At 59.5% G+C, this 25041-nt stretch carries 20 protein-coding genes; 15 read left to right on the top strand and 5 right to left on the bottom strand.

All coding sequences use genetic code 11. The features are described from left to right. Window positions 1-8 precede the first annotated feature (8 nt). The 9 genes from tolR to FHT82_RS23775 all read left to right on the top strand — a co-directional run bounded on the left by tolR (window position 9) and on the right by FHT82_RS23775 (window position 11567). The gene (gene tolR, locus FHT82_RS23815) at window positions 9-461 is read left to right on the top strand and encodes a protein TolR (protein ID WP_183735165.1); all 453 of its coding nucleotides are present in this window, start codon (window positions 9-11) and stop codon (window positions 459-461) included. 8 nt (window positions 462-469) lie between these two features. Continuing rightward, a complete protein-coding gene (locus FHT82_RS23810; protein ID WP_183735164.1) occupies window positions 470-1609 on the top strand; it encodes a hypothetical protein in 1140 nt (379 codons plus the stop codon). A gap of 457 nt (window positions 1610-2066) precedes the next feature. Next, window positions 2067-3377, top strand: a complete 1311-nt coding sequence (gene tolB / locus FHT82_RS23805) for a Tol-Pal system beta propeller repeat protein TolB (RefSeq protein ID WP_027692926.1) — start codon at window positions 2067-2069, stop codon at window positions 3375-3377. Between the two features lie 158 nt (window positions 3378-3535). Then, window positions 3536-4066 carry a peptidoglycan-associated lipoprotein Pal gene (gene pal / locus FHT82_RS23800; RefSeq protein ID WP_183735163.1) on the top strand — a complete coding sequence of 177 codons (531 nt, stop codon included), beginning with the start codon at window positions 3536-3538 and terminating at the stop codon, window positions 4064-4066. Between the two features lie 161 nt (window positions 4067-4227). Further along, on the top strand, window positions 4228-5253 hold the full coding sequence (ybgF, locus tag FHT82_RS23795; RefSeq protein WP_183735162.1) for a tol-pal system protein YbgF: 1026 nt from the start codon (window positions 4228-4230) through the stop codon (window positions 5251-5253). 11 nt (window positions 5254-5264) lie between these two features. Further along, the gene (gene tilS / locus FHT82_RS23790) at window positions 5265-6731 is read left to right on the top strand and encodes a tRNA lysidine(34) synthetase TilS (protein ID WP_183735161.1); all 1467 of its coding nucleotides are present in this window, start codon (window positions 5265-5267) and stop codon (window positions 6729-6731) included. A gap of 97 nt (window positions 6732-6828) precedes the next feature. Next, window positions 6829-8760: an ATP-dependent zinc metalloprotease FtsH gene (ftsH, locus tag FHT82_RS23785; protein WP_183735160.1), complete on the top strand. Its 1932-nt coding sequence runs from the start codon at window positions 6829-6831 to the stop codon at window positions 8758-8760. 242 nt (window positions 8761-9002) lie between these two features. After that, complete coding sequence (glmM, locus tag FHT82_RS23780) at window positions 9003-10355, top strand: phosphoglucosamine mutase (RefSeq protein WP_183735159.1); 1353 nt, start codon at window positions 9003-9005, stop codon at window positions 10353-10355. 366 nt (window positions 10356-10721) lie between these two features. Continuing rightward, window positions 10722-11567, top strand: coding sequence for an outer membrane protein (locus FHT82_RS23775; protein ID WP_183735158.1), 846 nt, complete (start codon window positions 10722-10724; stop codon window positions 11565-11567). 53 nt (window positions 11568-11620) lie between these two features. On the opposite strand, the gene FHT82_RS23770 is transcribed toward FHT82_RS23775, so the two are convergent. After that, on the bottom strand, window positions 11621-12241 hold the full coding sequence (locus FHT82_RS23770) for a TetR/AcrR family transcriptional regulator (RefSeq protein WP_183735157.1): 621 nt from the start codon (window positions 12239-12241) through the stop codon (window positions 11621-11623). Between the two features lie 93 nt (window positions 12242-12334). On the opposite strand from FHT82_RS23770, the gene FHT82_RS23765 reads away from it, so the two are divergent. From FHT82_RS23765 to serA, 3 genes are all read left to right on the top strand, one after another. Beyond that, the gene (locus FHT82_RS23765; RefSeq protein WP_183735156.1) at window positions 12335-12955 is read left to right on the top strand and encodes an NAD(P)H-dependent oxidoreductase; all 621 of its coding nucleotides are present in this window, start codon (window positions 12335-12337) and stop codon (window positions 12953-12955) included. Window positions 12956-13094: 139 nt separating this feature from the next. Continuing rightward, window positions 13095-14273, top strand: coding sequence for a phosphoserine transaminase (locus FHT82_RS23760; RefSeq protein ID WP_183735155.1), 1179 nt, complete (start codon window positions 13095-13097; stop codon window positions 14271-14273). An 82-nt stretch (window positions 14274-14355) separates the two neighbouring features. Beyond that, window positions 14356-15951, top strand: coding sequence for a phosphoglycerate dehydrogenase (serA, locus tag FHT82_RS23755; RefSeq protein WP_183735154.1), 1596 nt, complete (start codon window positions 14356-14358; stop codon window positions 15949-15951). A gap of 92 nt (window positions 15952-16043) precedes the next feature. On the opposite strand, the gene FHT82_RS23750 is transcribed toward serA, so the two are convergent. Next, window positions 16044-16262 (bottom strand): hypothetical protein, encoded by a 219-nt coding sequence (locus FHT82_RS23750; protein ID WP_183735153.1) that lies wholly within the window; start codon window positions 16260-16262, stop codon window positions 16044-16046. 274 nt (window positions 16263-16536) lie between these two features. On the opposite strand from FHT82_RS23750, the gene FHT82_RS23745 reads away from it, so the two are divergent. Then, window positions 16537-18618 carry a bifunctional diguanylate cyclase/phosphodiesterase gene (locus tag FHT82_RS23745; RefSeq protein ID WP_183735152.1) on the top strand — a complete coding sequence of 694 codons (2082 nt, stop codon included), beginning with the start codon at window positions 16537-16539 and terminating at the stop codon, window positions 18616-18618. 135 nt (window positions 18619-18753) lie between these two features. Here the strand turns inward: FHT82_RS23745 and FHT82_RS23740 are convergent, their stop codons facing one another. Together FHT82_RS23740 and FHT82_RS23735 are read right to left on the bottom strand one after the other, a co-directional pair. After that, window positions 18754-19752, bottom strand: coding sequence for a 2-hydroxyacid dehydrogenase (locus tag FHT82_RS23740; protein ID WP_183735151.1), 999 nt, complete (start codon window positions 19750-19752; stop codon window positions 18754-18756). 305 nt (window positions 19753-20057) lie between these two features. Then, window positions 20058-20936, bottom strand: coding sequence for a LysR family transcriptional regulator (locus FHT82_RS23735; RefSeq protein WP_183735150.1), 879 nt, complete (start codon window positions 20934-20936; stop codon window positions 20058-20060). 107 nt (window positions 20937-21043) lie between these two features. Here FHT82_RS23735 and FHT82_RS23730 point away from each other — a divergent pair, with 107 nt between their 5' ends. After that, on the top strand, window positions 21044-22168 hold the full coding sequence (locus FHT82_RS23730; protein WP_183735149.1) for a TDT family transporter: 1125 nt from the start codon (window positions 21044-21046) through the stop codon (window positions 22166-22168). A 327-nt stretch (window positions 22169-22495) separates the two neighbouring features. On the opposite strand, the gene FHT82_RS23725 is transcribed toward FHT82_RS23730, so the two are convergent. After that, the gene (locus tag FHT82_RS23725; protein WP_183735148.1) at window positions 22496-23452 is read right to left on the bottom strand and encodes a DMT family transporter; all 957 of its coding nucleotides are present in this window, start codon (window positions 23450-23452) and stop codon (window positions 22496-22498) included. 268 nt (window positions 23453-23720) lie between these two features. On the opposite strand from FHT82_RS23725, the gene mnmA reads away from it, so the two are divergent. Then, a complete protein-coding gene (gene mnmA / locus FHT82_RS23720) occupies window positions 23721-24920 on the top strand; it encodes a tRNA 2-thiouridine(34) synthase MnmA (RefSeq protein ID WP_183735147.1) in 1200 nt (399 codons plus the stop codon). The last annotated feature ends 121 nt before the right edge of the window (window positions 24921-25041 follow it).

The following is a 25041-nucleotide window of genomic DNA, read 5'->3' as shown; positions in this document are numbered from 1 at the left end:
AGACGACCATGGGTATGGCTGTAGGCGGCAATAGCGGAGGAGGCGGCGGACGCCGCCGCCGCGGCCGCAACAAGGGGGTTATCTCCGAAATCAACGTGACGCCGCTCGTCGACGTCATGCTCGTGCTGCTCATCATCTTCATGGTGGCGGCCCCGATGATGACGGTCGGTGTTCCGATCGATCTGCCGGAAACGCAGGCCAAGGCGCTGAATTCCGAGACGCAGCCGATCACGATCTCGGTCAAGAACAACGGCGAAGTCTATCTGCAGGAAACGCCGATCCCGGCTGAGGAAATTGCTGCAAAGCTCGAGGCGATCGCCACCACCGGTTACAACGAGCGCATCTTCGTGCGCGGCGATGCGACTGCGCCTTACGGCGTGATTGCTGACGTCATGGCCCGTATCCAGGGCGCGGGTTTCAAGAATATCGGCCTCGTGACGCAGCAGAAGAAGGACCAGTAACGCTCAAGATGAAGACCAGCGTCGTCACATCTGCGGTTCTGCACGGGCTGGTGCTTACCTGGGCGCTGGTGTCGCTGGGCGCTCCGGAATCTTTCAAGGTGGAGGATTTCGAGGCAATGCCGGTCGATCTCGTGCCGGTGGAATCCATCACGCAGATGCAGCAGGGCGATAAGAAGGCTCCAATGAAGGAGACCTCTGCGCCTGTGCCCACGACGCGGCCGCCAATCCCGGAGCCGTCGGAAAACGCCGGTGATAATAAGGTCGATCTGAAGACGCCGCCGGTTCCGAACGCCAAGCCGAGCAACAGCGACGCGGCCGCTGCCAATTCGAGCGACAAGCCCCAGTCGCAGATCGACCCGAAGCCGAACGACGTCAAGGAAGTCAACAAGGAAGAGACCGAGGTCGAGCAGCCAAAGCAAGTCGCTTCCATTCCCCAGACCAAGCCGGCAGAAATAACGCCGCCGCCGAAGCCTGAGGAAAAGCCGCCGGAAGAGCAGGCCAAGCCTGAGGAGCCGCCGAAGCCGGATGCGGAAGCACTGCCGGACAAGGTGCCGACCCCGGTCGTCAAGCCGCAGGTAAAGCCGCCGGAGCAGAAACCGGCCGAAAAACCACCGGAGAAGACCCCGGATCAGCCGAAGGCTGCGGAAGTGCCGACGGACAAGAAGAAGGCTGACAAAAAGCAGGAAGTGGCGAAATCCGCTTCGTCGATGAAGAGTGACTTCAACGCGGATGAGATTTCCGCACTGTTGAACAAGACGGATCCGTCTGCCGGAGGCACGAAGCGTTCGACGCAGGAAGCATCGCTGGGCGCGAAGAAGGCCACGAACGGCGCCTCGAAACTGTCGCTTAGTGAAATGGATGCGCTGAAAAGCGCGATCGCCGGCAACTGGTCGGTCATTCCCGGCATGGAAGGCATGGCTGACGTGCGCATCAAGGTTCATATGAAGCTTGATCAGGACGGCAATATCATTGGCGAGCCGGAAGTCGAAGCTACCGGTGGCGACAATGATTCCACCCGCCGGGCTCTGGCCGGCGGTGCCTATCGCGCCATCATGAAATCAGCGCCTTTCTCAAGTCTGCCGAAAGACAAATACGACGCCTGGAACGAAGTCGTCGTCAACTTTGATCCGAGCGATCTGGGAATCTAGATGCTGCACCGGCGATTCCATTTTGCGAAGTCTTTCGGGACCATGGCGATATTGGCGATTGCTTGCACGCTTTCTCCTAATGCGCGTGCTGAGACTGTCGTCCGCAAAGAAAGCGGTACGAATGTGCCGATGATAAGCCGAGCGACCATGGACGCAATGAAACGCTCGGTCGCTGACCGTTTCATACTCCCTGGTAACCTCAAGGATGCCGGCAGCGTCAAACTGCAATTTCGTGTGAAGCTCGGCAAAGACGGCAAGATCTTGGGAACCCCTGAGGCTGACGCCAGCGGTGGTAGCGAGGCCACGCGTAAAACCATTAGGACGCTGCGTTTCGTGCGATCGTCCGCGCGGCTCCTTTCACGATGCTCCCAAAAGATAAATACGATGGCTGGAAGGAAGTTATCTTTAACTTCGATGCCAGCGACCTGAACCCATAAATGCTGAAAGGCTGTTTGGTATGACAAAGTGTTCCTTCTTCCGCGCCATCATGGTCGCTGCCGGTCTGATGACCGCCGCTGCCTTCGCGACGCCGGCCAACGCACTTGTTGAGATCAACATCAATAAGGGTAACGTCCAGCCGCTGCCGATCGCGGTAACGGACTTCCTGCAGGGCAACATGGGTGCGCAGGTTTCACAGGTCATCGCGGCCGACCTGCAGCGGTCTGGACTGTTTGCGCCGATCAACAAGACAGCCTTCATCGAGAAGATTTCCAATCCGGACGCCTCGCCGCGCTTCGAGGATTGGAAGGTCATCAACGCTCAGGCACTGGTCACAGGCCGCGTCACCCAGGAGGCGGATGGCCGTCTTCGCGCCGAGTTCCGTCTGTGGGACACGTTCGCCGGTCAGCAGATGACCGGCCAACAGTTCTACACGCAGCCGGAGAACTGGCGCCGTGTCGCGCACATTATCGCTGATGCGATTTATAAGCAGATCACCGGCGAAGAGGGCTATTTCGACACCCGCGTCGTCTTCGTGTCCGAATCCGGCACCAAGCAACAGCGCAAGCGTCAGCTTGCCATCATGGACCAGGATGGCTTCAACGTGCGCATGCTGACTGACGGCAGCGACCTCGTTCTGACGCCGCGCTTCTCGCCGAGCCGGCAGGAAGTGACCTACATGTCCTTCGCAAACCAGCAGCCGCGCGTCTATCTGCTGCAGCTCGAAACCGGGCAGCGCGAAGTGGTCGGCAACTTCCCGGGCATGACCTTCTCGCCGCGCTTCTCTCCCGATGGCCAGAAGGTCATCATGAGCCTGCAGCAGGAAGGCAACTCGAACATCTACACGATGGATCTGCGTTCGCGTACGACGACCCGCCTGACATCAACGGCCGCGATCGACACTTCGCCCTCCTATTCGCCCGACGGCAATCGCATCGCCTTCGAAAGCGACCGCGGCGGACAGTCGCAGATCTACGTCATGAATGCCGATGGTTCGGGCCAGACCCGAATCTCCTTCGGTGACGGCAGGTACTCGACGCCGGTCTGGTCGCCACGCGGCGATCTGATCGCTTTCACCAAGCAGTCGGGCGGCAAATTCTCGATCGGCGTCATGAAGCCGGATGGTTCGGGTGAACGTATCCTAACCACGGGTTTCCACAACGAAGGTCCGACCTGGGCGCCGAATGGCCGCGTCATCATGTTCTTCCGCCAGGCGGCAGGTGCGGGCGGCCCGCAGCTCTATTCGATCGATCTGACGGGCTACAATGAGCAGGCGATCAAGACGCCGGCCTATGGTTCGGACCCGGCCTGGTCGCCGCTTCTTGAGTAGTGGACGAGCGGAAATTCGCCTTCATGTCGCCGCAAAGTCCTGAAAATGGGCGATGCAGGGACAAATCAACGAATCGTTAACCATAATCTTTGATGGCCGGTTAACCGAGTGCGGTTACTGTCCGGAAACCCTGATTGAAGTCGCAAGGAGACCCGGCCATGAGCCGAATTCACACCCCGGCAATGAGCCGTCTGCAGAATTTCGCCCGCAACCCCGTCATGATCGCGCTTGTCGCCGGTCTCGCTCTTGCGGGCTGCGCCAACAAGAAGAACGTGCCGAACAGCGCCGGTGATCTCGGCCTCGGTGCCGGTGCGGCAACGCCGGGCTCTGCCCAGGACTTCACGGTCAATGTCGGTGACCGCATCTTCTTCGACACCGACTCCACGTCGATCCGCGCCGATGCCGCCCAGACGCTCGACCGTCAGGCTCAGTGGCTCGGTCGCTACCCGAACTATGCAATCACCGTCGAAGGCCATGCCGACGAGCGCGGCACGCGCGAATACAACCTTGCTCTCGGCGCTCGCCGCGCGGCAGCGGCCAAGGATTATCTCGCTTCGCGCGGCGTCCCCGCCCAGCGCATGAAGACGATCTCCTACGGCAAGGAACGTCCGGTCGCCGTCTGCGACGATATTTCGTGCTGGTCGCAGAACCGCCGTGCCGTCACTGTTCTCGGCGGCGCAGGCATGTAATTTCCGGCAAAACCCGGAATTTGAGAAGGCGGTCCTTTGCGGGCCGCCTTTCTTTTTGACCACACTTTGGCCAGACTCCGTTGCTTTTTGAGAGCAATTGGAAAAATCTCCTGTTCGTGCCATCGAGGCGCGAAGAATCACTGGGACAGGACGATACAAAAATGAAGAAACTAGTCGTGGCAGGCATGCTGTGCCTTGCGGCCGTGACCGGGAGCGAGCGAGCGGCTTATTCCGCTTCGTTCTTCGGCTTGCACATTGGCGGCCAATCCGCGCAACAGAGCCAGCCGGCAGCACCCGTCGTCAACGTGCAGAACAGCGGCGCGGAAGTCCGTATCCAGCAGATGGAAGACCAGATGCGGCAGTTGAACGGTCGTATCGAGGAAATGAGCTATCAGCTCCTCCAGATGCAGGAGACGATCCGCAAGCAGCAGGAAGACAACGAATTCCGCTTCCAGCAACTCGAAAAGACGGGCGGCGCGAGCGGTGGCGGCGGTGCCAAGGCACCGGTGAAGAAGAGCGAGGCAGATGTCGCTCCGCCGGCTTCAGGCGGTGGCGACGATATCGCCAAGGTCATCCAAGCCCCGCAGGGAGCCGAAACGGCTCCCTCCACCAACATGCCGGCCGATGGCGGCCTCGGCCAGCCGCCGCGCGAGCTGGGCTCCATGGATTTCGATCAGAATGGTAATCAGATCGGCGGTTCGGTGAATCAAGGTGCAACGGTCGGTTCCGCGCCGCTTCCGGATGCTGCGCCGAAGGGAAATAGTCTTCCAGGCGTAACCGCACCGCAGCAGACAGCTTCGCTCGGCAGCGAATCCGATCAATACAAGGCCGCCTATGGTCACGTGCTTTCCGGCGATTACAACATTGCCGAGCAGGAATTCACGCAGTACATCGGCCGCTATCCGAACAGCGCACGGACTCCGGACGCGAATTTCTGGCTCGGTGAAGCACTTTATTCCCAAGGCAAATTCAATGAGGCGGCGAAGACTTTCCTGAACGCCCATCAGAAATATGCCACCTCCGAAAAGGCGCCGGAGATGCTGCTGAAGCTGGGCATGTCGCTTGCCGCGCTCGACAATACCGAGACTGCCTGTGCGACGCTGCGCGAAGTTTCGAAGCGCTATCCGAAGGCTTCCCGCGCCGTCATAAATAAGGTCGCGAGCGAACAGAAGCGTCTCGCCTGCTGAGGTCTTCCGGTTTGTTTCCGGAGGATCCCATTTCCCCTGAGGCGGCAGTCGACCGTTTCCTCACCTCGCTGAAGACGCCTGTGCGCATTCTGGTCGCGATCTCGGGCGGAAGCGATTCCACCGGCCTGCTCCTCCTGCTTTCCGAAGCGCTGAAGGCCGCTCCCAATCTTTCCATTTCCCTTTGCGCCGCGACCATCGACCACGCGCTGCGCCCCGAATCTGCAGACGAGGCGCGTCAGGTCGCAGCCCTCTGCACATCGCTCGGCATTCCGCACCGGACGATAATCTGGCAGGGCGCGAAGCCGAAAACCGGCATCATGGCTGCCGCGCGTGAGGCGCGTTACGGTCTTCTCGCCGAGGGGGCGGAAGCGTTTGAAGCCAACCTTATCGTCACCGGGCATACGGCCGACGATCAGCGTGAGACGTTACGGATGCGGGGGATGCGGGCGGAGCAGATTTCGACCGGCATTGCCGATGCGGTGCTCTTCGACCGGCGCTTCTGGATCCTGCGGCCGCTGCTTTTCTCCACCCGTGCCGATATTCGCGCTTTCCTGAGCGCACGAGACGTGTCGTGGATCGACGATCCCAGCAACGAGGATATGAAATACGAACGCGTGCGGATGCGCCGGCAGCTATCGGCCGAAGCCGGTGCAGAGAGAGATATGCGCGGGGCCGGGCAGGAGCGGCTGGCTCTTGCGTCCGAGGGAGCCGAATGGCTGGATCGATATTTCAGGCTTCATGGCGGCCTGCTCGGGCAAGTGATGCCTGACGGTCTGAAGCAGGATCACGCCGTCCTCGATTATGCGCTCGGCCGCCTGGCTGCCGTTTTCGGCGGGCAGTCGTTTGTGCCGGGGAGGGTGCAGATGGAGCGGCTTCTTGCGTTTACTGTTGGCGGCAAGCCGGGGCGAATGACTGTCGGCAGGGTGGTATTCGATCTGCGGCGTGATGGGCTATATCTGGCGCGTGAGAGCCGTGGAATCCTGCCTCTGGTGCTTCGGCCGGGAGAGGCCGGGGTTTGGGATGGACGGTTCGCGGCACGCAATGGATCGGTGGCCTCGATCGCAATCGAAGCCGCGGCCACACACTCCCCCTCATTCCTGTGCTTGTCACAGGAATCCAGCGTGCCCAAGTCCTTGGGCACGGAAGACTCTCTTTCGCTGCATATGGAGTCATTCACCGCGCGGACGCGCGGTGGCTGGATTCCTATGACAAGCACAGGAACGAGGGAGCATCATTTGGGGCACCTTCCCAAAGCAGCATGGAAGCGCGCAATCGCCTCGGCGCCGGCCTTGTCCGCGGAAGGAGCTTATTTAGCTTCAGAATCCGTCCGATCCATCGATTTGGCGCCCTATTTTGCCCCCTTCGACCGCTTTTTGACACGATTTGATTTCACCTTTGCCGACAGGCTTTCGGCAGTTTTCTCAAGAGCGCCCTATGCGGAGCCGCCTTTAAGAAGTATTGACGGAAAAACGATCTGACAGAGTGGATCGCCTTGGCAATGGCTTGGCGCAACCCTATGTTAGAGACCAAATATGACGGCCGCCATGAGGCGACTGTCCAGTGCTGGGGAGTTCGATGAACCCTAACTTACGTAATTTCGCATTGTGGGCGATCATAGCGTTGCTGCTGATTGCCCTCTTCAGTATGTTCCAGACGGCTCCGGCGCAGACGGGTTCCCGCGAAATCCCTTATTCGCAGTTCCTGCGTGAGGTTGATGCGGGCCGGGTGAAGGATGTCGTGGTCACCGGTAACAGGCTGACCGGGACATATCTGGAAAACAACAATACCTTCCAGACCTATTCGCCCGTCATCGACGACAATCTGCTCGAGCGCCTGCAGGGCAAGAATGTCGCCGTCACTGCGCGCCCGGAAACCGATGGTTCTTCCGGCTTCCTGAGCTATCTCGGGACGCTGCTGCCCATGCTCTTGATCCTCGGTGTCTGGCTGTTCTTCATGCGCCAGATGCAGGGTGGTTCGCGTGGCGCGATGGGCTTCGGCAAATCCAAGGCCAAGCTTCTGACCGAGGCGCATGGCCGTGTGACCTTTGATGACGTTGCTGGTGTGGATGAGGCAAAGCAGGACCTGGAAGAAATCGTCGAGTTCCTGCGTGACCCGCAGAAGTTCCAGCGCCTCGGCGGCAAGATTCCGCGCGGCGTGCTGCTCGTCGGCCCTCCGGGTACCGGTAAGACGCTGCTTGCCCGCTCGGTTGCCGGCGAAGCCAACGTTCCGTTCTTCACCATTTCCGGTTCTGACTTTGTTGAAATGTTCGTCGGTGTCGGTGCAAGCCGCGTCCGCGACATGTTCGAACAGGCCAAGAAGAATGCGCCCTGCATCATCTTCATCGACGAAATCGACGCCGTCGGCCGCCATCGCGGCGCCGGTCTCGGCGGCGGTAACGATGAACGCGAGCAGACGCTGAACCAGCTTCTCGTCGAGATGGACGGCTTCGAAGCCAATGAAGGCATCATCCTGATCGCCGCGACCAACCGTCCCGACGTTCTCGATCCGGCGCTGCTGCGTCCGGGTCGTTTCGACCGCCAGGTCGTTGTTCCGAACCCTGACATCGTCGGCCGTGAGCGTATCCTGAAAGTTCATGCCCGCAACGTTCCGCTGGCACCGAATGTCGATCTCAAGGTTCTGGCCCGCGGTACGCCCGGCTTCTCAGGTGCCGACCTGATGAACCTCGTCAACGAAGCTGCTCTCATGGCCGCCCGCCGCAACAAGCGCGTCGTGACCATGCAGGAATTCGAAGACGCTAAGGACAAGATCATGATGGGTGCGGAGCGCCGCTCTTCGGCCATGACCGAGGCGGAAAAGAAGCTCACCGCTTATCACGAGGCCGGTCACGCCATCACTGCGCTCAACGTCGCGGTCGCCGATCCGTTGCACAAGGCAACGATCATTCCGCGCGGCCGTGCGCTTGGCATGGTCATGCAGCTTCCCGAGGGCGACCGCTACTCGATGAGCTACAAATGGATGATCTCGCGCCTTTGCATCATGATGGGCGGTCGCGTCGCCGAAGAGCTGACCTTCGGCAAGGAGAACATCACTTCGGGTGCTTCCTCCGACATCGAGCAGGCGACCAAGCTTGCCCGTGCGATGGTCACCCAGTGGGGCTTCTCCGATGAGCTCGGCCAGGTTGCTTATGGCGAGAACCAGCAGGAGGTCTTCCTCGGTCATTCCGTCTCGCAGTCGAAGAATGTCTCTGAAGCGACCGCGCAAAAGATTGACAATGAAGTGCGCCGCCTGATCGACGAGGCCTATACCCAAGCCCGCACGATCCTGACGGAAAAACACGACGAATTCGTCGCGCTCGCCGAAGGGCTGCTCGAATACGAGACGCTGACCGGCGAAGAGATCAAAGCGCTGATCCGTGGCGAAAAGCCTGCGCGCGATCTTGGCGATGATTCGCCTCCGAGCCGCGGCTCGGCCGTGCCGAAGGCCGGTGTGCGCCCAGCTTCCAAGGGTGATGAACCCGAGGGCGGGCTGGAACCTCAGCCTCACTGAAATTGAACAGGAATTTGCTTAAAGGGCCGGATTTCCACAGGGAATCCGGCCCTTTTAATATTAGTAACAGGATATAATCGGTTTTCTTGGTAATTTACGTGCCGGTTACGCGGTTTTGTGGCATTCCGCTGATTAAAGACAAGTCTGATCAAGGTTTTGGGCGCAGCACCAATCTTTGAAGCCGGATTCTTGCTTGAGGAATGCGTAAGCTTCTACGGCGCGCGGAAAGCGCAGGAGTGCATATGAAAAGACGCTATTTTGGGACGGACGGCATCCGAGGCCAAGCCAATATCTTCCCCATGACGCCGGACCTTGCGATGCGGGTCGGCATCGCGGCAGGAACAATTTTCCGTAACGGCGCCCACCGCCATCGTGTGGTGATCGGCAAGGATACGCGCTTGTCGGGATATATGCTGGAGAATGCCCTCGTGGCCGGCTTTACCGCGGCGGGACTGGACGTGTTCCTGCTCGGTCCTATTCCCACACCTGCGGTTGCCATGCTGACGCGCTCGCTGCGATGCGATATCGGCGTGATGATTTCGGCCTCGCACAATCCGTTCCAGGATAACGGTATCAAGCTTTTCGGTCCTGATGGTTACAAACTCTCCGATGACATCGAAGCACAGATCGAGGACCTGCTCGACAAGGATCTATCGGGACAGCTTGCCAAGGCTGAGGAAATCGGCCGAGCCAAGCGTGTCGATGGCGATATCTATCGCTATCTCGAGCACGTCAAACGCACGTTGCCGCGCGACGTGACCTTGCAGGGCCTGCGCGTCGCGGTCGACTGCGCCAACGGTGCGGCCTACAAGGTGGCGCCTGCCGTCCTCTGGGAGCTCGGCGCCGACGTGGTAACGATCGGCAACGATCCAAACGGCACGAACATCAACCTGAATTGCGGCTCCACCAGCCCGGTCGCCCTGCAGAAGAAAGTCGACGAAGTGCGTGCCGATATCGGCATTGCGCTCGACGGCGATGCGGATCGCGTCATCATCGTCGATGAGAACGGCTCGATCGTCGACGGCGATCAGCTGATGGCCGTCATTGCCGAAAGCTGGGCCGAGAGCCAGCAGCTGCGCGGCAACGGTATCGTTGCGACCGTCATGTCCAATCTTGGCCTCGAGCGTTTCCTTGAGGACAAGGGGCTCGGCCTTGCCCGCACGAAGGTCGGCGACCGCTATGTCGTCGAGCATATGCGCCAGCATAATTACAATGTCGGCGGCGAGCAATCCGGCCATATCGTGCTTTCGGATTACGGCACGACCGGCGACGGTCTCGTTGCCGCGCTGCAGATTCTGGCGGCCGTCAAGCGTACCGGCAAGACGGTCAGCGAAATCTGCCGCCGCTTCGAGCCTGTGCCGCAGCTTCTGCGCAATGTCCGCATTGCCGGCGGCAAGCCGCTGGAGGACCTGCAGGTGGTCAAGGCGATTGCCGATGCGGAAGCCGAGCTTTCCAAGAATGGCCGTCTCGTCATCCGCCCGTCCGGCACCGAGCCGCTGATCCGCGTCATGGCGGAAGGCGACGACCGGGCGCAGATCGAGCGCATCGTCAACGATCTCATCGGCACGATTTCGAGCGTACGCAGCGCCGCCTGAAAGCGCCGCAAAAAGGATTGAAAGCCGGCCTTCGTGCCGGCTTTTTTATTGGCGTTGCGCGAGCCAGACCGTGTGGCTGCCGCAGGCGGGGTCTTCGACCTTGTGGGCGACGACTGTGAGGCCGTGTTCGGTGAGCAGGGCGCGATATTCATCCGGACTGAGGAGCAGTTTTTATTTGTCGTCTTGCAGATTCCAGAAGTCGAAACAGGCAGATGGCCCGTATTTACTTTTTCGAAACATGTTCTGCCGTGAATATTCGAATTACTTCTTATGGTTAAGCAGCTTTTAACGTTTCCGATTCATTATCCATAAAAAGCGTAACCGTTTTGGCGGCAGCACGCCGACGCAACCGACTGGAGTGAATCCATGAAACGAACCTTGTCCGGTATCTTCGCCGCGCTGTTGATCGCGTCGAACGCCTATTCTGCCGATCTTGCTCCGGTCGAGCCCGTGCCGGAACAGCTGCCGGAAGTCGCCGTTACCGAATCGACCGGCTGGTACCTGCGCGGTGATATCGGTTACGCCTTCACTGATCTACGCGGCGCGAAGTTCTTCCAGGGGAGCAATGCTCTGGAAGCCGATTTCGACGATGCCGATCTAGACGATAGCTGGATGATAGGCGGCGGTGTCGGTTACCAGATCAACAACTATCTGCGCACCGACCTCACCTTCGACTACCTCACCAACGCTGACTTCCACGGCTCGACGACTGGCGGCGGCGCGGCCTTCGGTGCCTGCGCTGTGGCATGTACTTCGACAGATGTATCGTCGATGACGGCCTATACATTGCTCGCCAACGTTTACGTCGACCTCGGCACCTACGCCTACTTCACGCCCTATGTCGGTGCCGGTATCGGTGGTTCCTATGTCAAGTGGGACGATCTCCAGAACGTTGCCTGCGCCGACGACGGCAGCGGTTGCGATGACGGAGTCATTCACGGCGGCCGCAGCGGCTGGCGTTTCAGCTACGCTCTCATGGCCGGTGCCTCGATCGACGTGACCTGCAACGTCAAGGCCGATGTCGGCTACCGCTATCTGCATATCAACGGCGGCGACATGTTCGGCTATAACGAAAACGGCGGCCCGGGCCGCGACCGCGGCATCAACGTCCACGAAGCCCGCGTCGGCGCCCGTTACCTCTTCGACGGCTGCGCCCAGCCGGTTGCCTACGAACCGCCAGAAATTCCGCTGCAGCAGCCGGTCTATAAGTAGGACCAGAGCTTCAGAGATTATCGAAAGCCGCCCGGAGGGGCGGCTTTTTCGTTTCAGCGAGTGTTTCTGGAGACCATTGCCAGAATGATTTCAAAAAGTTCGCTCTCAGCCTGTCTGGCCGTGATTTCACCCGTTACGGCGGCGTAAGAGAGAGTTTCGGCAGCGCCGAGCATTGCCCAGAGGCTGGCTGAAGCGATGGCCCCTGCACCGACGAAGGGGGCAAGCACGGATCTGCACTGGTCCATGAAAACTACCTGACACTCATGCTTGACCTTTTCCAATTCCGGGGAACTCGCCAAAGCTGCGATCACATCGGGAATTTCACGCCCCTGTGTGAGAACGCAATCGATATAGGAGGCGGCCATCACCTTTGCCTTGTCGATCAGTGCCTGTCCGCTTTCACGAAGCGCAGTATTCATCAGCGCCGTCTGCCGATCGTCAAATTCGCGGTAAAGTTCAGCAAGCAGTCCTGGCCGTGTGCCGAAATGATCGTAGACGACAGGTTTCGTCACGCCCGCTTGTTCGGCGAGCCGGCCAAGCGTCAGCGCATCGGTCCCTTCTTCCCGGATCAGCTGCCACGACACGTCCAGAAGCTGTCGATGCCGTTCCTCTCTCGAAAGCCGGCGGCGCGGGCGCGCGGTGGTGCCGTTATGTCGGTTGTCAACGCTTGACATCATAACCTACGAAAAGTAACTTACCAAAGGTAGATTACGAAAAGTATATAAGCCGGCGACCTTGCTCGCAAGCGTCGATCAGGAGGTTTCGACATGCATGCACTCATCGTTCTCGCTCATCCCGATTCTGGTTCTCTCAGCCATGGCGTTGCTGTGCAAATTGCCGCGGGCATATTGGCGTTCGACGGCGCCAACTCCTTCGACATCGCGGATCTAACGGATGAGGCTTTCGATCCCAGATTCAGCGAAGCCGATATTGCTGCCCATCGCCGCAAAGCTGCGCCCCCCGCCGATGTCGCCGCCGAGCAGGCGAGAATCGATCGCGCTGATGCGCTTGTATTGGTCTATCCCGTCTATTGGTGGTCGATGCCGGCCCTGATGAAAGGCTGGATCGATCGCGTCTTTGCCAATGGCTGGGCTTATGACGATGTACCCGGCAGCAAGGTCGTGAAGAAGCTCGGGCATCTGCGGGTGCATCTCGTCGGTATCGGTGGTGCAGATGTCAGCACCTATGAGCGGCACGGCTATCTCAACGCCATGAGGACGCAGATCGACCATGGCATTTTCGACTACTGCGGCGCCCATGTCGTGATGTCGGAACTGTTTCTCGACTCGGATGCGGGAAATGCTGCTGCCCATATCGAGGCGGCGTCTTGCATTGGTCGCAACATCTTCAATTTTCAGGGCCGCTGTACCGCAAGCAGTGCGGCGTAACCGGAAAGACGATCGCCACTGCGGCAAAATATCCTCCAGAAACGACGTCAGCCGCTTGACTATGACGGGCTTCGCCCATAAACACGGCGGCGGGACACTCCTCCCCAACGAGGAGCCATCTATCTGGAAGGGTAGCAATATGGCGAATACCGCAAAGCCGGACGTGCGTCCGCAAAACACTCATTTTTCTTCTGGCCCTTGCGCGAAACGTCCTGGTTGGACGCTCGAAGCTCTTTCCGACGCGGCCCTTGGCCGTTCGCACCGCGCGAAAGTCGGCAAGGCCAAGCTGAAGCAGGCCATCGATCTCACCCGCGAAATTCTGGAAGTGCCTGCGGATTACCGCATCGGCATCGTTCCTGCTTCCGATACCGGCGCCGTCGAGATGGCGCTCTGGTCGCTGCTCGGTGAACGCGGCGTCGACATGGTCGCCTGGGAAAGCTTCGGTGCCGGCTGGGTTACCGACGTCGTCAAGCAGCTGAAGCTGAAGGACGTTCGCAAGATCGAAGCCGGTTACGGCGAACTTCCCGACCTTTCCACTGTCGATTTCGACCGTGACGTGGTCTTTACCTGGAACGGCACAACCTCGGGCGTTCGCGTTCCGAATGCCGATTTCATCCCTGCCGACCGCAAGGGCCTGACGATCTGCGATGCGACGTCTGCCGCTTTCGCGCAGAACCTCGATTTCGCCAAGCTCGATGTCGTCACCTTCTCCTGGCAGAAGGTTCTGGGCGGCGAGGGTGCGCATGGCATCCTCATCCTGTCGCCGCGCGCCGTCGAACGTCTCGTCTCCTATCAGCCGGCATGGCCGCTGCCGAAGATCTTCCGCCTGACCTCGGGCGGCAAGCTCATCGAAGGCATCTTCCAGGGCGAAACGATCAACACGCCGTCGATGCTCTGCGTCGAGGACTATATCGATGCGCTTCTCTGGGCCAAGCAGCTCGGCGGCCTCAAGGCTCTGATCGGTCGCGCCGACGCCAATGCTAAGACCATCGCCGATTTCGTCGCCGCAAACGACTGGATTGCCAATCTGGCCGTCAAGCCGGAGATCGAATCCAATACCTCGATCTGCCTGAAGATCGTCGACAAGGATGTGGCTGCTCTCGATGCCGATGGCCAGGCAAATTTCGCCAAGGGCCTCGTCGCTCTCCTCGAAAAGGAAGGTGTCGCTTACGACATCGGCGCTTACCGTGACGCTCCGTCCGGGCTGCGCATCTGGGCGGGTGCTACGATCGAAACCGCCGACATGCAGAAGCTGATGCCGTGGCTCTCCTGGGCCTTTGAAACCCAAAAAGCCGCGCTTTCCCAGGCTGCCGCCTGACGTGATCGCATCCGGCTCCGCCTGATGGCGGAGCCCCGCATTCCGAATTCATTCATCGCTGAACTCTTTGAAGGAGGCCCTCATGGCACCTCGCGTTCTCGTATCCGACGAACTGTCGGAAACCGCCGTCCAGATCTTCCGTGATCGCGGCGTCGAAGTCGATTTCCAGCCGCAGCTCGGCAAGGACAAGGACAAGCTGTTCGAAGTCATCGGCAATTATGATGGTCTCGCCATCCGTTCCGCCACGAAGGTGACGGAGAAGATCATCGAAGCGGCCAAGAACCTCAAGGTCGTCGGCCGTGCCGGTATCGGCGTCGACAATGTCGATATCCCGGCTGCGTCGCGCCGCGGTATCATCGTCATGAACACGCCCTTCGGCAACTCGATCACGACTGCCGAACACGCAATCGCCCTGATGTTTGCGGTCGCCCGCCAGCTTCCGGCTGCCGACACCTCCACGCAGGCCGGCAAGTGGGAGAAGTCGAAGTTCATGGGGGTCGAGATCACCGGCAAGATACTCGGCGTCATCGGCGCCGGCAATATCGGCTCCATCGTCTGTGCCCGCGCCATCGGCCTCAAGATGCACGTCGTCGCTTATGACCCGTTCCTCTCCAAGGAGCGTGCCGAGGAAATGGGCGTCACCAAGGTCGAGCTCGACGAGCTGCTCGCCCAGGCAGATTTCATCACGCTGCATGTGCCGATGACGGACAAGACGCGCGGGATCCTGAACAAGGAAGCGCTTGCCAAGACGAAGCCCGGCGTTCGCATCATCAACTGCGCCCGCGGCGGTCTCGTCGATGAGGCAGCGCTCGCCGATGCCATCAGGTCCGGCCATGTCGCCGGCGCTGCCTTCGACGTCTTCGAAGTCGAACCCGCCAAGGAAAGCCCGCTCTTCGGCCTGCCGAACGTCGTCTGCACGCCGCATCTCGGCGCTTCGACCACGGAAGCGCAGGAGAACGTCGCTCTGCAGGTTGCCGAGCAGATGGCAGACTACCTCGTCAAGGGTGCGGTTTCGAACGCCATCAACATGCCCTCGATAACAGCCGAGGAAGCGCCGATCCTGAAGCCGTTCATCAAGCTCGCCGATGTTCTCGGCGCCTTTGTCGGCCAGGTTACGGAAGAGCCGATCAAGGAAATCGAGATCCTCTACGACGGCGTTACGGCCAGCATGAACACCCGCGCGCTGACCTCTGCGGTTCTCGCAGGCCTGATCCGCTCGCAGGTTGCCGACGTCAACATGGTTTCGGCGCCGATCATGATCAAGGAAAAGGGCATCATTCTTTCCGAGGTAAAGCGCGACAAGTCGGGCGTCTTCGACGGCTATATCAAGCTGACCGTGACGACGGAATCCATGACGCGCTCGATTGCCGGCACGGTCTTCTCCGACGGTAAGCCGCGCTTCATCCAGATCAAGGGCATCAACCTCGACGCCGATGTCGGCAGCCATATGATCTACATCGCCAATACCGACGTTCCCGGCATGATCGGCTTCATCGGCACGACGCTGGGTGCTGCCGACGTCAACATTGCCAACTTCCAGCTCGGCCGCGACAAGCAGGGCGGCGACGCCATCGCTCTGCTCTATGTCGATGCTGCGGTTGACGATGCCGTTCTGAACAAGTTGACAGCGCATCCGGCGATCCGCCAGGCAAAGCTGCTGGCCTTCAACGTCGACTGAGTTTTCCTCCCAAGGAAGATGTGCAAAACCCGGCGCGGTCTCCGCGTCGGGTTTTTATATAGGACCCTGGGTGCGTTATCGACTGATGACGTTCAGTGGCGGCTGGTTTCATTGTCATGATGAAGGAAAGCGTCCCGGCTCTCATCGAGAACCCTGAAGAATTCGTCCCAGGAAATATCTTCGACAGCATTTGCCGGCTTGCCGAAATCGATGCGAACCGTACCGCTTCTCATGCGGGCGGGATGGCCGCCGCGTGCCTCGATCCATTCGCGGATTCTGTCGTGATCTGTCATTGCCGATGCGCGCATCATCGCCTCCCTGCAGATGCGGTTGCAATTTCAGCATAAGTAACTCTTTGCGGGATGGATTGGTTCCATCTGCGGGATTGAGTTCGCATCCAAACCATACGTTGGTTTGAGCGGCGGAAGCTTTCAACCAAATCGCGATATGAGTGGCGTCGAAGGCTCTAACTGCTTGTTTAACAGGCGTTAGCTCAAAGTTTGAGCCGCCTATGATTGTGATTTTATTTAACTTTCCTGGTTATACTACGTTCAATATTGGTTCTAATTTCGCGTGAATTTCTCAATGGCCTCGTTTCAGACGATATCCGAGCAGTCCGAAGCTCTTGTTGATGATTTTCGTTCGCTGTTTGCGACGCATCCCTCTCCAATGTGGGTCTACGATCCGGATACGCTCCGCTTCCTGATCGTCAATGATGCTGCGCTTATGCTTTATGGCTACAGCGCAGAAGATTATCAGGGCATGACCGTGCTCGATATCCGCCCTGCTGCCGAACGGGAGCGGATGCTTAGCGCCGTTCATGATCGTACCGACATGGAGAAGGCCGAGCGCTGGACGCATCTGAAGGCCAATGGTGAGACCATCGAGGTTCTGACTTACGGCCGGGAGGTGCGCTTTGAAGGAAGGACTGCGATCCTGGCGATCGTGCAGGACCGCACTGAGGTGAACGCCGCCCGCCGCCAGATCACCGATACGCGTTCGCTGCTGGACAGCATTGTCGACAATCTGCCGATCGGCGTCTTCGTGAAGGATATGGAAGAGGATGGCCGCTACATCCTGCTGAACGAGGCGTGCGGCGAGATCATGGGCTTTCGTGCCGGCGACGTGATCGGACATGTGGACCGGGACTTTTTCCCCTCCGAGCAGACCGCCATCTTTCATGAGCAGGATCATGAGGCATTCGCCGCCGGCGAGACGATCAGCTTCGAGGAGACAATGGAGCGGGCCGACGGCGGTCAGCGGATCCTTCGCACCGTCAAGCGCGCCCTGCCGGCGCCTGAAGGGAAGGAGCCACGCTATCTGCTCGGCATCTCGCACGACGTGACGGAGGAGCGCGCAGTGGAAGCAAGGCTTGCGCATCTTGCCATGCATGACTCGCTGACGCGCCTGCCGAACCGTGCCGCCTTCTCCAAGCATATCCGCAAGCAGGCCATTACCGCTTCCATCGAAAAACCGGTGGCACTGCTCTACATCGACGTCGACCACTTCAAGACGGTCAATGACAGCAAGGGCCATGCTGCAGGTGATGCGCTTCTCTGCCAAGTGGCGGAGCGTCTGTTGGCGCTCGCCGATGAAGGCGACCTTGTGGCTCGTCTCGGTGGGGACGAATTCGCAGTCGTGCTGCAGCTTGTCGAGTCAGATCGAGCAGAGCGTTTCGCCAACCTGCTGCTCAAGTCACTTGCCAGGGCTTTTGATCTTGATGGCACGCGGGAGCATGTCACCTGCAGCATCGGCATTGCACTGGCGCCGGTCGATGCCGGCGAGGCCGATGTGCTGATGCGACATGCCGATCTCGCGCTCTATGCCGCCAAGGAAAGCGGCCGCTCGACCTATCGTTTCTATGAGCCTGCGATGCGGCTCGAGGCCGAGCGTCGGCATCATCTGACCGGCGAATTGCGTGATGCGCTGGAACACGGGCAGTTCGAGCTTTACTATCAGCCCATCGTTCAGCTCGAGGATGATGGCATCGGCGGTTTCGAGGCGCTGATCCGCTGGCGGCATCCGGTGCGCGGTCTTGTGCCGCCGATGGAATTCATTCCGCTGGCGGAGGAGACGGGACTGATCATTCCGATCGGCGACTGGGTCTTGCGGGAGGCCTGCCGCGTCGCAGCTTCGTGGCCGGAACATCTGAAGATCGCGGTCAATCTTTCCGTCAGCCAGTTCCGCCATGCAAGCCTGCTTTCCGGCGTCGTCGGTGCGCTCGATGAGGCGGGACTGCGTCCCGAGCGGCTGGAAATCGAGATCACCGAATCCGTCTTCCTGGCCGATGTGGCGCAGAGCCTGCCGCTGCTTCGGGCGCTGAAAGAACTCGGCGTGCGTATTGCGATCGATGATTTCGGTACGGGCTATTCGTCACTCAGCTATCTGCGCGCCTTCACCTTCGACAAGATCAAGCTCGACCGCAGTTTTGTGTCCGGCATCGAGACGGATCCCGGCAATCTGGCCATCGTGCGGGCCGTGGCCGGCATTGGCTCCGGCTTCAATGCCGTCACTCTTGCCGAGGGCATCGAGACCGAGGAGCAGTTGCAGAAGCTGCGGGCCGAAGGTTTCGGCGAGGTGCAGGGTTATCTTTTCGGCAAGCCCATGCCGCAGCATGAGGCTGAAGCATTGATCTACGGCCGACAGTTGAAGACAGCGTCAGCCTGAGATCGTGACATGGGATCAGCCTCGGTACGCGGTCCTGATTTATATTGAAAGCTTATTTGCCAGCAAACCAAGAATGCTGTTCACATCGGCCCTTCCTGGTTCGTTCGAATTCAGGTTTGGTGTCAGAAGGAGGCTTCATGCCTTCAGAACGGCATTCGGACAGCTTGTCCCACTGATCAGGCAATTCAGGTTTTGAAACGTGACGTCTGCAATCTCGCGCAAGGCCTCGGTGGTAAAAAAGCCCTGATGCCCCGTCACCAGAACATTGGGAAAAGTCATCAGCCGCTGAAAGACGTCGTCATCGATGATATCGGACGACCGATCATGAAAGAAAAGCGTGCTCTCCTCTTCGTAAACATCAATACCAAGAGCGCCCAAGCGACGGGACTTCAGTGCCAGAATGACCGCGCGCGTATCGATGAGTGCTCCGCGGGACGTATTGATCAGCATTGCGCTAGGTTTCATTAAACCCAGTCTCTCTCTGTTGATCATGTGTCGGTTGTGTTCAAAGAGCGGGCAGTGGAGCGTGACGATATCAGACCGTGCCAGCAGGCTATCCAGATCCACCATTTCGCCTATGGCTGTAAATTCCGGGGAGGGCGTTGGATCGAACCCCAGAATACGGCAGCCAAAACCGTTCATGATTTTTGCGACAGCGAGGCCGATCTTGCCTGTGCCGATGATGCCGACAGTCTTTCCGTGAAGGGTCATACCCAACAGGCCGTTGAGCATGAAATTGCCTTCCCGAACGCGGTTATAGGCGCGATGTGTGTGTCGATTAAGCGTCATGATCAGCGCTACCGTGTGTTCCGCGACGGCCTCCGGAGCGTAGGCGGGCACACGCGCGACGAGGAGACCAAGCTTTTGGGCGGCATCGATATCGACATTGTTGAAACCTGCGCAACGGAGAAAAACGCCCTTCACACCGAGCCTGTGTAAAGCCTCAAGGACGGGTGCATTCACGACATCGTTGACGAAGACGCATATGGCATCACAGCCCTGCGCAAAGGCTACCGTCTGCAAGGACAGACTGGCTTCCTGGTAAATCAGGTCGAAGGGCGCCGGTTCACGCCGATTTGCTTCGTCCAGGAAGTTCTTATCGTAGGTATGAGCGCTGAAAACGGCTATTTTCATGGGTAATCCTATCGTCGTGCTTGAGACTGCGCCCGCCTTCAATGAAAAAGCGTGGGACTGCCAGAATGCTTGCGCGTAGGCCCAACCAGCGTCTTCGTTGTCAAGCAAGTGGATACCGAGGCCATCGGATTTCTACAGCTTGTGAGAAGGAGGAAAATAAGGGGACGCCAAGTAAAATGGAGGCCCTCCAACTATCGCCCAGGCAAAAGTATTCCAGGTTAGACGCTAGCATCTATTACATGATGAAGCCCGTAGCATCGCGTAGTCTCTATCGGCGTGGGCGGCGCTTGCGGTCAGAAAGGGCATCAGTTTGAGATCATCATATCGAAAGCATCGGCCGCCTTGCTGCGATAGCGTTCTTCGTGACGCAGCAGGAAGAAGGGGCGGGGCAGAGGCGACATATTCACCTCGGTGAGAAGACCGTTGCGCAGCTTCATGGCAACGACGCTGCGCGACGTCAGTGTGGCGCCGATGCCAGCTTCGACGATGCCGACGAGCGGTTCGTTTTCCGGCAGCACCATCGCCACATCAAGAGCATCGATATCAAGGCCAGCCTGTTGCAGAAGGCTTTCGAAGGCGAGGCGGGTGCCGGACCCCTGTTCGCGCAGGACCCATTGCGTCTGAGGAAAATCGGCCGGGCTATGCGGTTTGCCGTCCGCCCAGGGGTGATCGGGGGCGACGACGACGATCATCTCGTCCAAGGCGACCTGTCTTGCCGAAACGCCGCGCCTGTCGCTCGGCCACTCGATAAGGCCCACTTCCACCTCGCCATTGGCGACGGCATCAGACACTTCAGCCGTGTTGCCGATGCGGATTGCCAGTTCGATCCCCGGATAATCCCGCCGGAATTCGGCAAGCCGCGGCGACAACCAATAGCCGCCGATCGTCTGGCTGGCCATGATGGTGAGCTCGCCATGCATGAGCCCGGAAAGGTCCATGAGGGCCGCTTCCGCCGCCTTTGCACTGGCGAGAACGGCCTGTGCTTCCCTGAGGAACAATTGCCCGGTCCGATTCAGCGCGATCGAGCGGCCGACGCGGTCGAACAGGGTGACGCCGTGGCGTGTCTCCAGGGCAGCAATTGCGGCGCTGACGGCCGATTGGGTCATGTTCAGATGATTGGCGGCCTTCGTGATGTGCTGACGCGCTGCCACTTCCATGAATATTCTAAGCTGTTCCAGTGTCATGCCGCCTCCAGAATTTATTCGATTTTATCGAATAAATATATAAAAATAAATCGTTGGAATCGATTATTTTACGGCGATAGGAAAGCGGTCAACGAAAGGAATTCGTCATGGCCGTCCTTCATCTATCTCCCTCCGCCCCGGCTGTTCGTCATCGGGCGCGAGTCCTGCGCCACTTCACGCCGAACTGGTTTGCGACGACGATGGGAACCGGTATCCTTGCCGTCTGTCTTGGCCAGTTTCCTGGTTCACCGGCACTCCATGCTGCGGGTGAGGCGTTGTGGCTGGCGAATATTGGGCTGTTTGCGGTTCTGAGCTGCATATATGCGGGAAAGTGGCTGCTGCATCCCGGCGCTGCACTGAGGGCCTTCGACCATCCGGTGGTCTCGATGTTCTTTGGCTGTATACCGATGGGACTTGCGACCATCGTCAACGGCTTCCTGATCTTCGGGCCAGCTCTCGTCGGTGACACTGCCGTTGCTATCGCATCGGAACTGTGGTGGGCGGATGCGGGGCTGGCGGTTCTGGCAGGTCTTGCCATTCCGCTGGTCATGTTCACGCGACAGCAGCACGCCATCGAGCATATGAGCGCCATCTGGCTTCTGCCGATCGTCGCATCGGAGGTCACAGCCGCCAGCGGCGGATTATTGGTGCCGCACCTTGCCGAAGGCACGCAGCTTTCTGTGCTCTTTGCAAGTTTCGTGCTGTGGTCCTGCTCGGTGCCACTCGCTCTCGGCATTCTCATCATCCTCTTCCTGCGTATGGCCCTGCACAAGCTGCCGCCGGCCGGCATGGCGGCAACGAGCTTCCTGGCGCTTGGCCCTGTTGGTACCGGTGCGCTTGGTCTTGCACTGTTTTCCGTCAATGGTGAGCAAGCTCTCGCTGCGGGCGGGCTCGGTGCATTGGCTCCGGCAATTTCGGGTGCGGCTCTGCTGGGTGCCGTCCTGTTATGGGGCTATGGCCTCTGGTGGCTCGGTTTGGCGGTCGCGATCACCATCAACCACCTGCGGCAGGGCTTGCCCTTCAATCTCGGCTGGTGGGGGTATACTTTCCCGATCGGTGTCTATGCCGTCGCGACGCTGCGACTTTCCAGCATTTTCCCGCTACCGGCACTTGCGGGTTTCGGGGAAGTTCTGGTCGCAGCCCTTGCCGCAATCTGGATCGTCGTCGCCTTCCGCACGTGCTGCGGCGCCTATGATGGTTCGCTCTTTGTGGATCCCAGCCTGGAGGGCTGATGGTCTATTGCCTACACAACTTTCTCAATCATTCGTTATTTTGAGAATGCCAGTCAGCATTGCATACTCTCTGCGGGGCTGGAAAAGGAGGATGCACATGAAACGCTACACACTGTCGATGATCGGTCTGGCGCTCATGGCGGCCATCATCGCCAACCCGGGCATCGCACTTGCCTGCAACAAATTGATCGGCACCTGAGCCGGTAATATCCACCTCTTTCTTGAAGGCGCAGCTTCGGCTGCGTCTTTTTTGATGCCTTTTCCGTTCCCATGCTGCGCTGCGCCCCAACTGGGTCTGCGCATCAGGCGCGAGGCAGTGAAATAGGCCTATCGCGTCGGGGCTTCTTCGTCGCCTTCCACTGGCGTCGTTGCGATCGGCGACTGCGCGTCGCCGGAGGCAACGGCTGCAGGCAAGGGGACCTGGCGCTTGCGTTCGCGGATCAGCGTCAGCAGGCCCGAGCAGATGATGAGCACGATGCCGAAAGCCATCGGCAGATCGACGCTGTCGTTGAAGAAGAGATAACCGAAGGCGATCGCCCAGATCATCTGGCTGTATTGCGGTGTCGCGACCAGCGTTGCAGGGGCGAGCCGCGCGGCAGTCATCAGCATCACGTTACCGGCTGCGCCGAGCAGGCCGTAGCTCGCAAGGAACAGCCATTGCTGCGGGCTTGGCACGACCACCTGCGAGAGCATGAGCAGGCCGCTGACAACAAGGGTGCCGAGCAGCGAGGCGCCATAAAGCGAGAGGCGCTTTTCGGCCGGGCCGAGTTTGCGAAGGATGACGATGGCAACGGCGGCGGCGATCGCGCCGATGGTCGCCGCCAGATGGCCGACGGACAGTTCGCGGAAACCCGGCCTCAGAACCACGAGCACACCCAGGAAGCCGACGATGACGGCGGCCCAGCGCTGCCAGCGCACATCTTCCTTCAAAAAGATGACCGAGAGGATGGTGACGAAGGACGGCAGCAGAAACAGCAGGCAGAAAGCCTCCGCCATCGGCAGCTTGGTGAAAGTGATGATGGAGGCGATTGCACCGGTCGCGCCAGCCGCAAAGCGCACCATCCAGAGCGGCCGGTTCGTCGTCCTGAAAATGTCGAGCCATGAATCTCCTCGTCCTTTGATGAAAGGCAGCGCAGCAAGGCTGAGGATCGCACCCGTGAAGGCGACCTGGAAGGAGGGAACCGTGCCGTGCAGGGCCTTGATGGATGCATCGCTGAAGGCAAAGACGGCATAGGCCGCAAATGCGACAAGGACGCCACGAAGCGCGGTGGAGGCGGCTGTCATTTATCCGAATCTACAAAAAGGTGGGTCATTTCATCTATGGGATGAAATGCGGCCGATCAAAGGTCGATTGCGAATAGCTGCAATGCGTGACCCGCGCATGACGCCGGCGGCAAGGCCCCGAAAAGCCGGCCCTTGCGCGGAGACGCAATAGTTTCTATATCCGTCGCCCATGCAAGCTGGCGGCCGATCCCGCCGGACATACAGGAAATCCGCCACATTCCGACGTGAGAAAAGGCGGATCGAAACAGCATAGAATTTGGCAGCACCCGTGAACACACTGGATTTTGACAAGAAGCCGGAAGACACCCGTGTCGTCGTCGCCATGTCCGGCGGCGTTGACAGTTCCGTCGTGGCCGGGCTTCTCAAACGCCAGGGCTATGATGTGTTGGGCATCACGCTGCAGCTTTACGATCATGGCGCAGCGGTCCACCGCGCCGGTTCCTGCTGCGCAGGTCAGGATATCGACGATGCGCGCCGCGTTTGCGAAACGCTTGGCATTCCGCATTATGTGCTCGATTACGAGAAGCGTTTTCGCGAGACCGTCATCAATCCCTTCGCGGAAAGCTATGTCGCCGGCGAAACGCCGATCCCTTGCGTTGCCTGCAACCAGACGGTCAAGTTCGCCGATCTTCTGGCGACTGCTAAGGAGCTTGGTGCCGATGCGCTGGCAACCGGCCACTATATCCGCTCACGCCGGAACCCTTCTTCCTGCAATCCCGGCCGCCGCGCGCTCTATCGCCCGGCCGATGCCGATCGTGACCAGAGCTATTTCCTCTTCGCCACGACCCAGGAGCAGATCGACTATCTGCGCTTTCCGCTGGGTGGATTGCCGAAGTCGGAAACCCGCAGGCTGGCCGAAGAGATGGGTCTCGTCGTCGCCAAGAAGGCCGACAGCCAAGACATCTGTTTCGTGCCGCAGGGCAAATATTCCGATATCATCACCAAGCTGAAGCCGAATTCGGCCTTGGCAGGCGATATCGTGCATCTGGACGGCCGTATCCTCGGCCAGCACGAGGGTATCCTGCATTATACGATCGGCCAGCGCCGGGGCATCGGCGTCGCCACCGGCGAGCCGCTCTATGTTGTTTATCTCGATGCCCGTTCGCGCCGCGTCATCGTCGGCCCCAAGGAAGCGTTGGAAACGCATCGCGTCTACCTGCGCGACGTCAACTGGCTGGGTGACGAGACGCTTCAGGTCGCAGCCTCAGGCGAAGGCTTTGCCTGCTATGCCAAGGTGCGCTCCACCCGCGCGCCGGCGCCTGCCGTGCTGCATATCGATGCGAGCGGCATCTATGTCGACCTGACGGTTGGCGAGGCTGGCATTGCGCCCGGACAGGCCTGTGCGCTTTATTCGGCGCCCGGCGACGACGCCCGCGTCTTCGGCGGCGGCTTCATCGAGCGTTCCGAGCGCGAGCCGGCTGCGGAAGCCTCTCTGAAGGCTCTGCTTTCCCATCATGCCATGGCCTGAAACGGCTAAGAACAGGGCTGCGGAAAGCCACCGTTTTTCTCCATCATGTGCTTGACACAAAGCGGAAGCGCACCTTATAAGCCGCACATCCCACGAACCGGAAGCGCTTCGCGAACGGTAT

Source organism: Rhizobium sp. BK275 (assembly GCF_014193555.1).
Lineage (GTDB): Bacteria > Pseudomonadota > Alphaproteobacteria > Rhizobiales > Rhizobiaceae > Rhizobium.
This window is presented reverse-complemented; position numbering and strand designations above follow the sequence as displayed.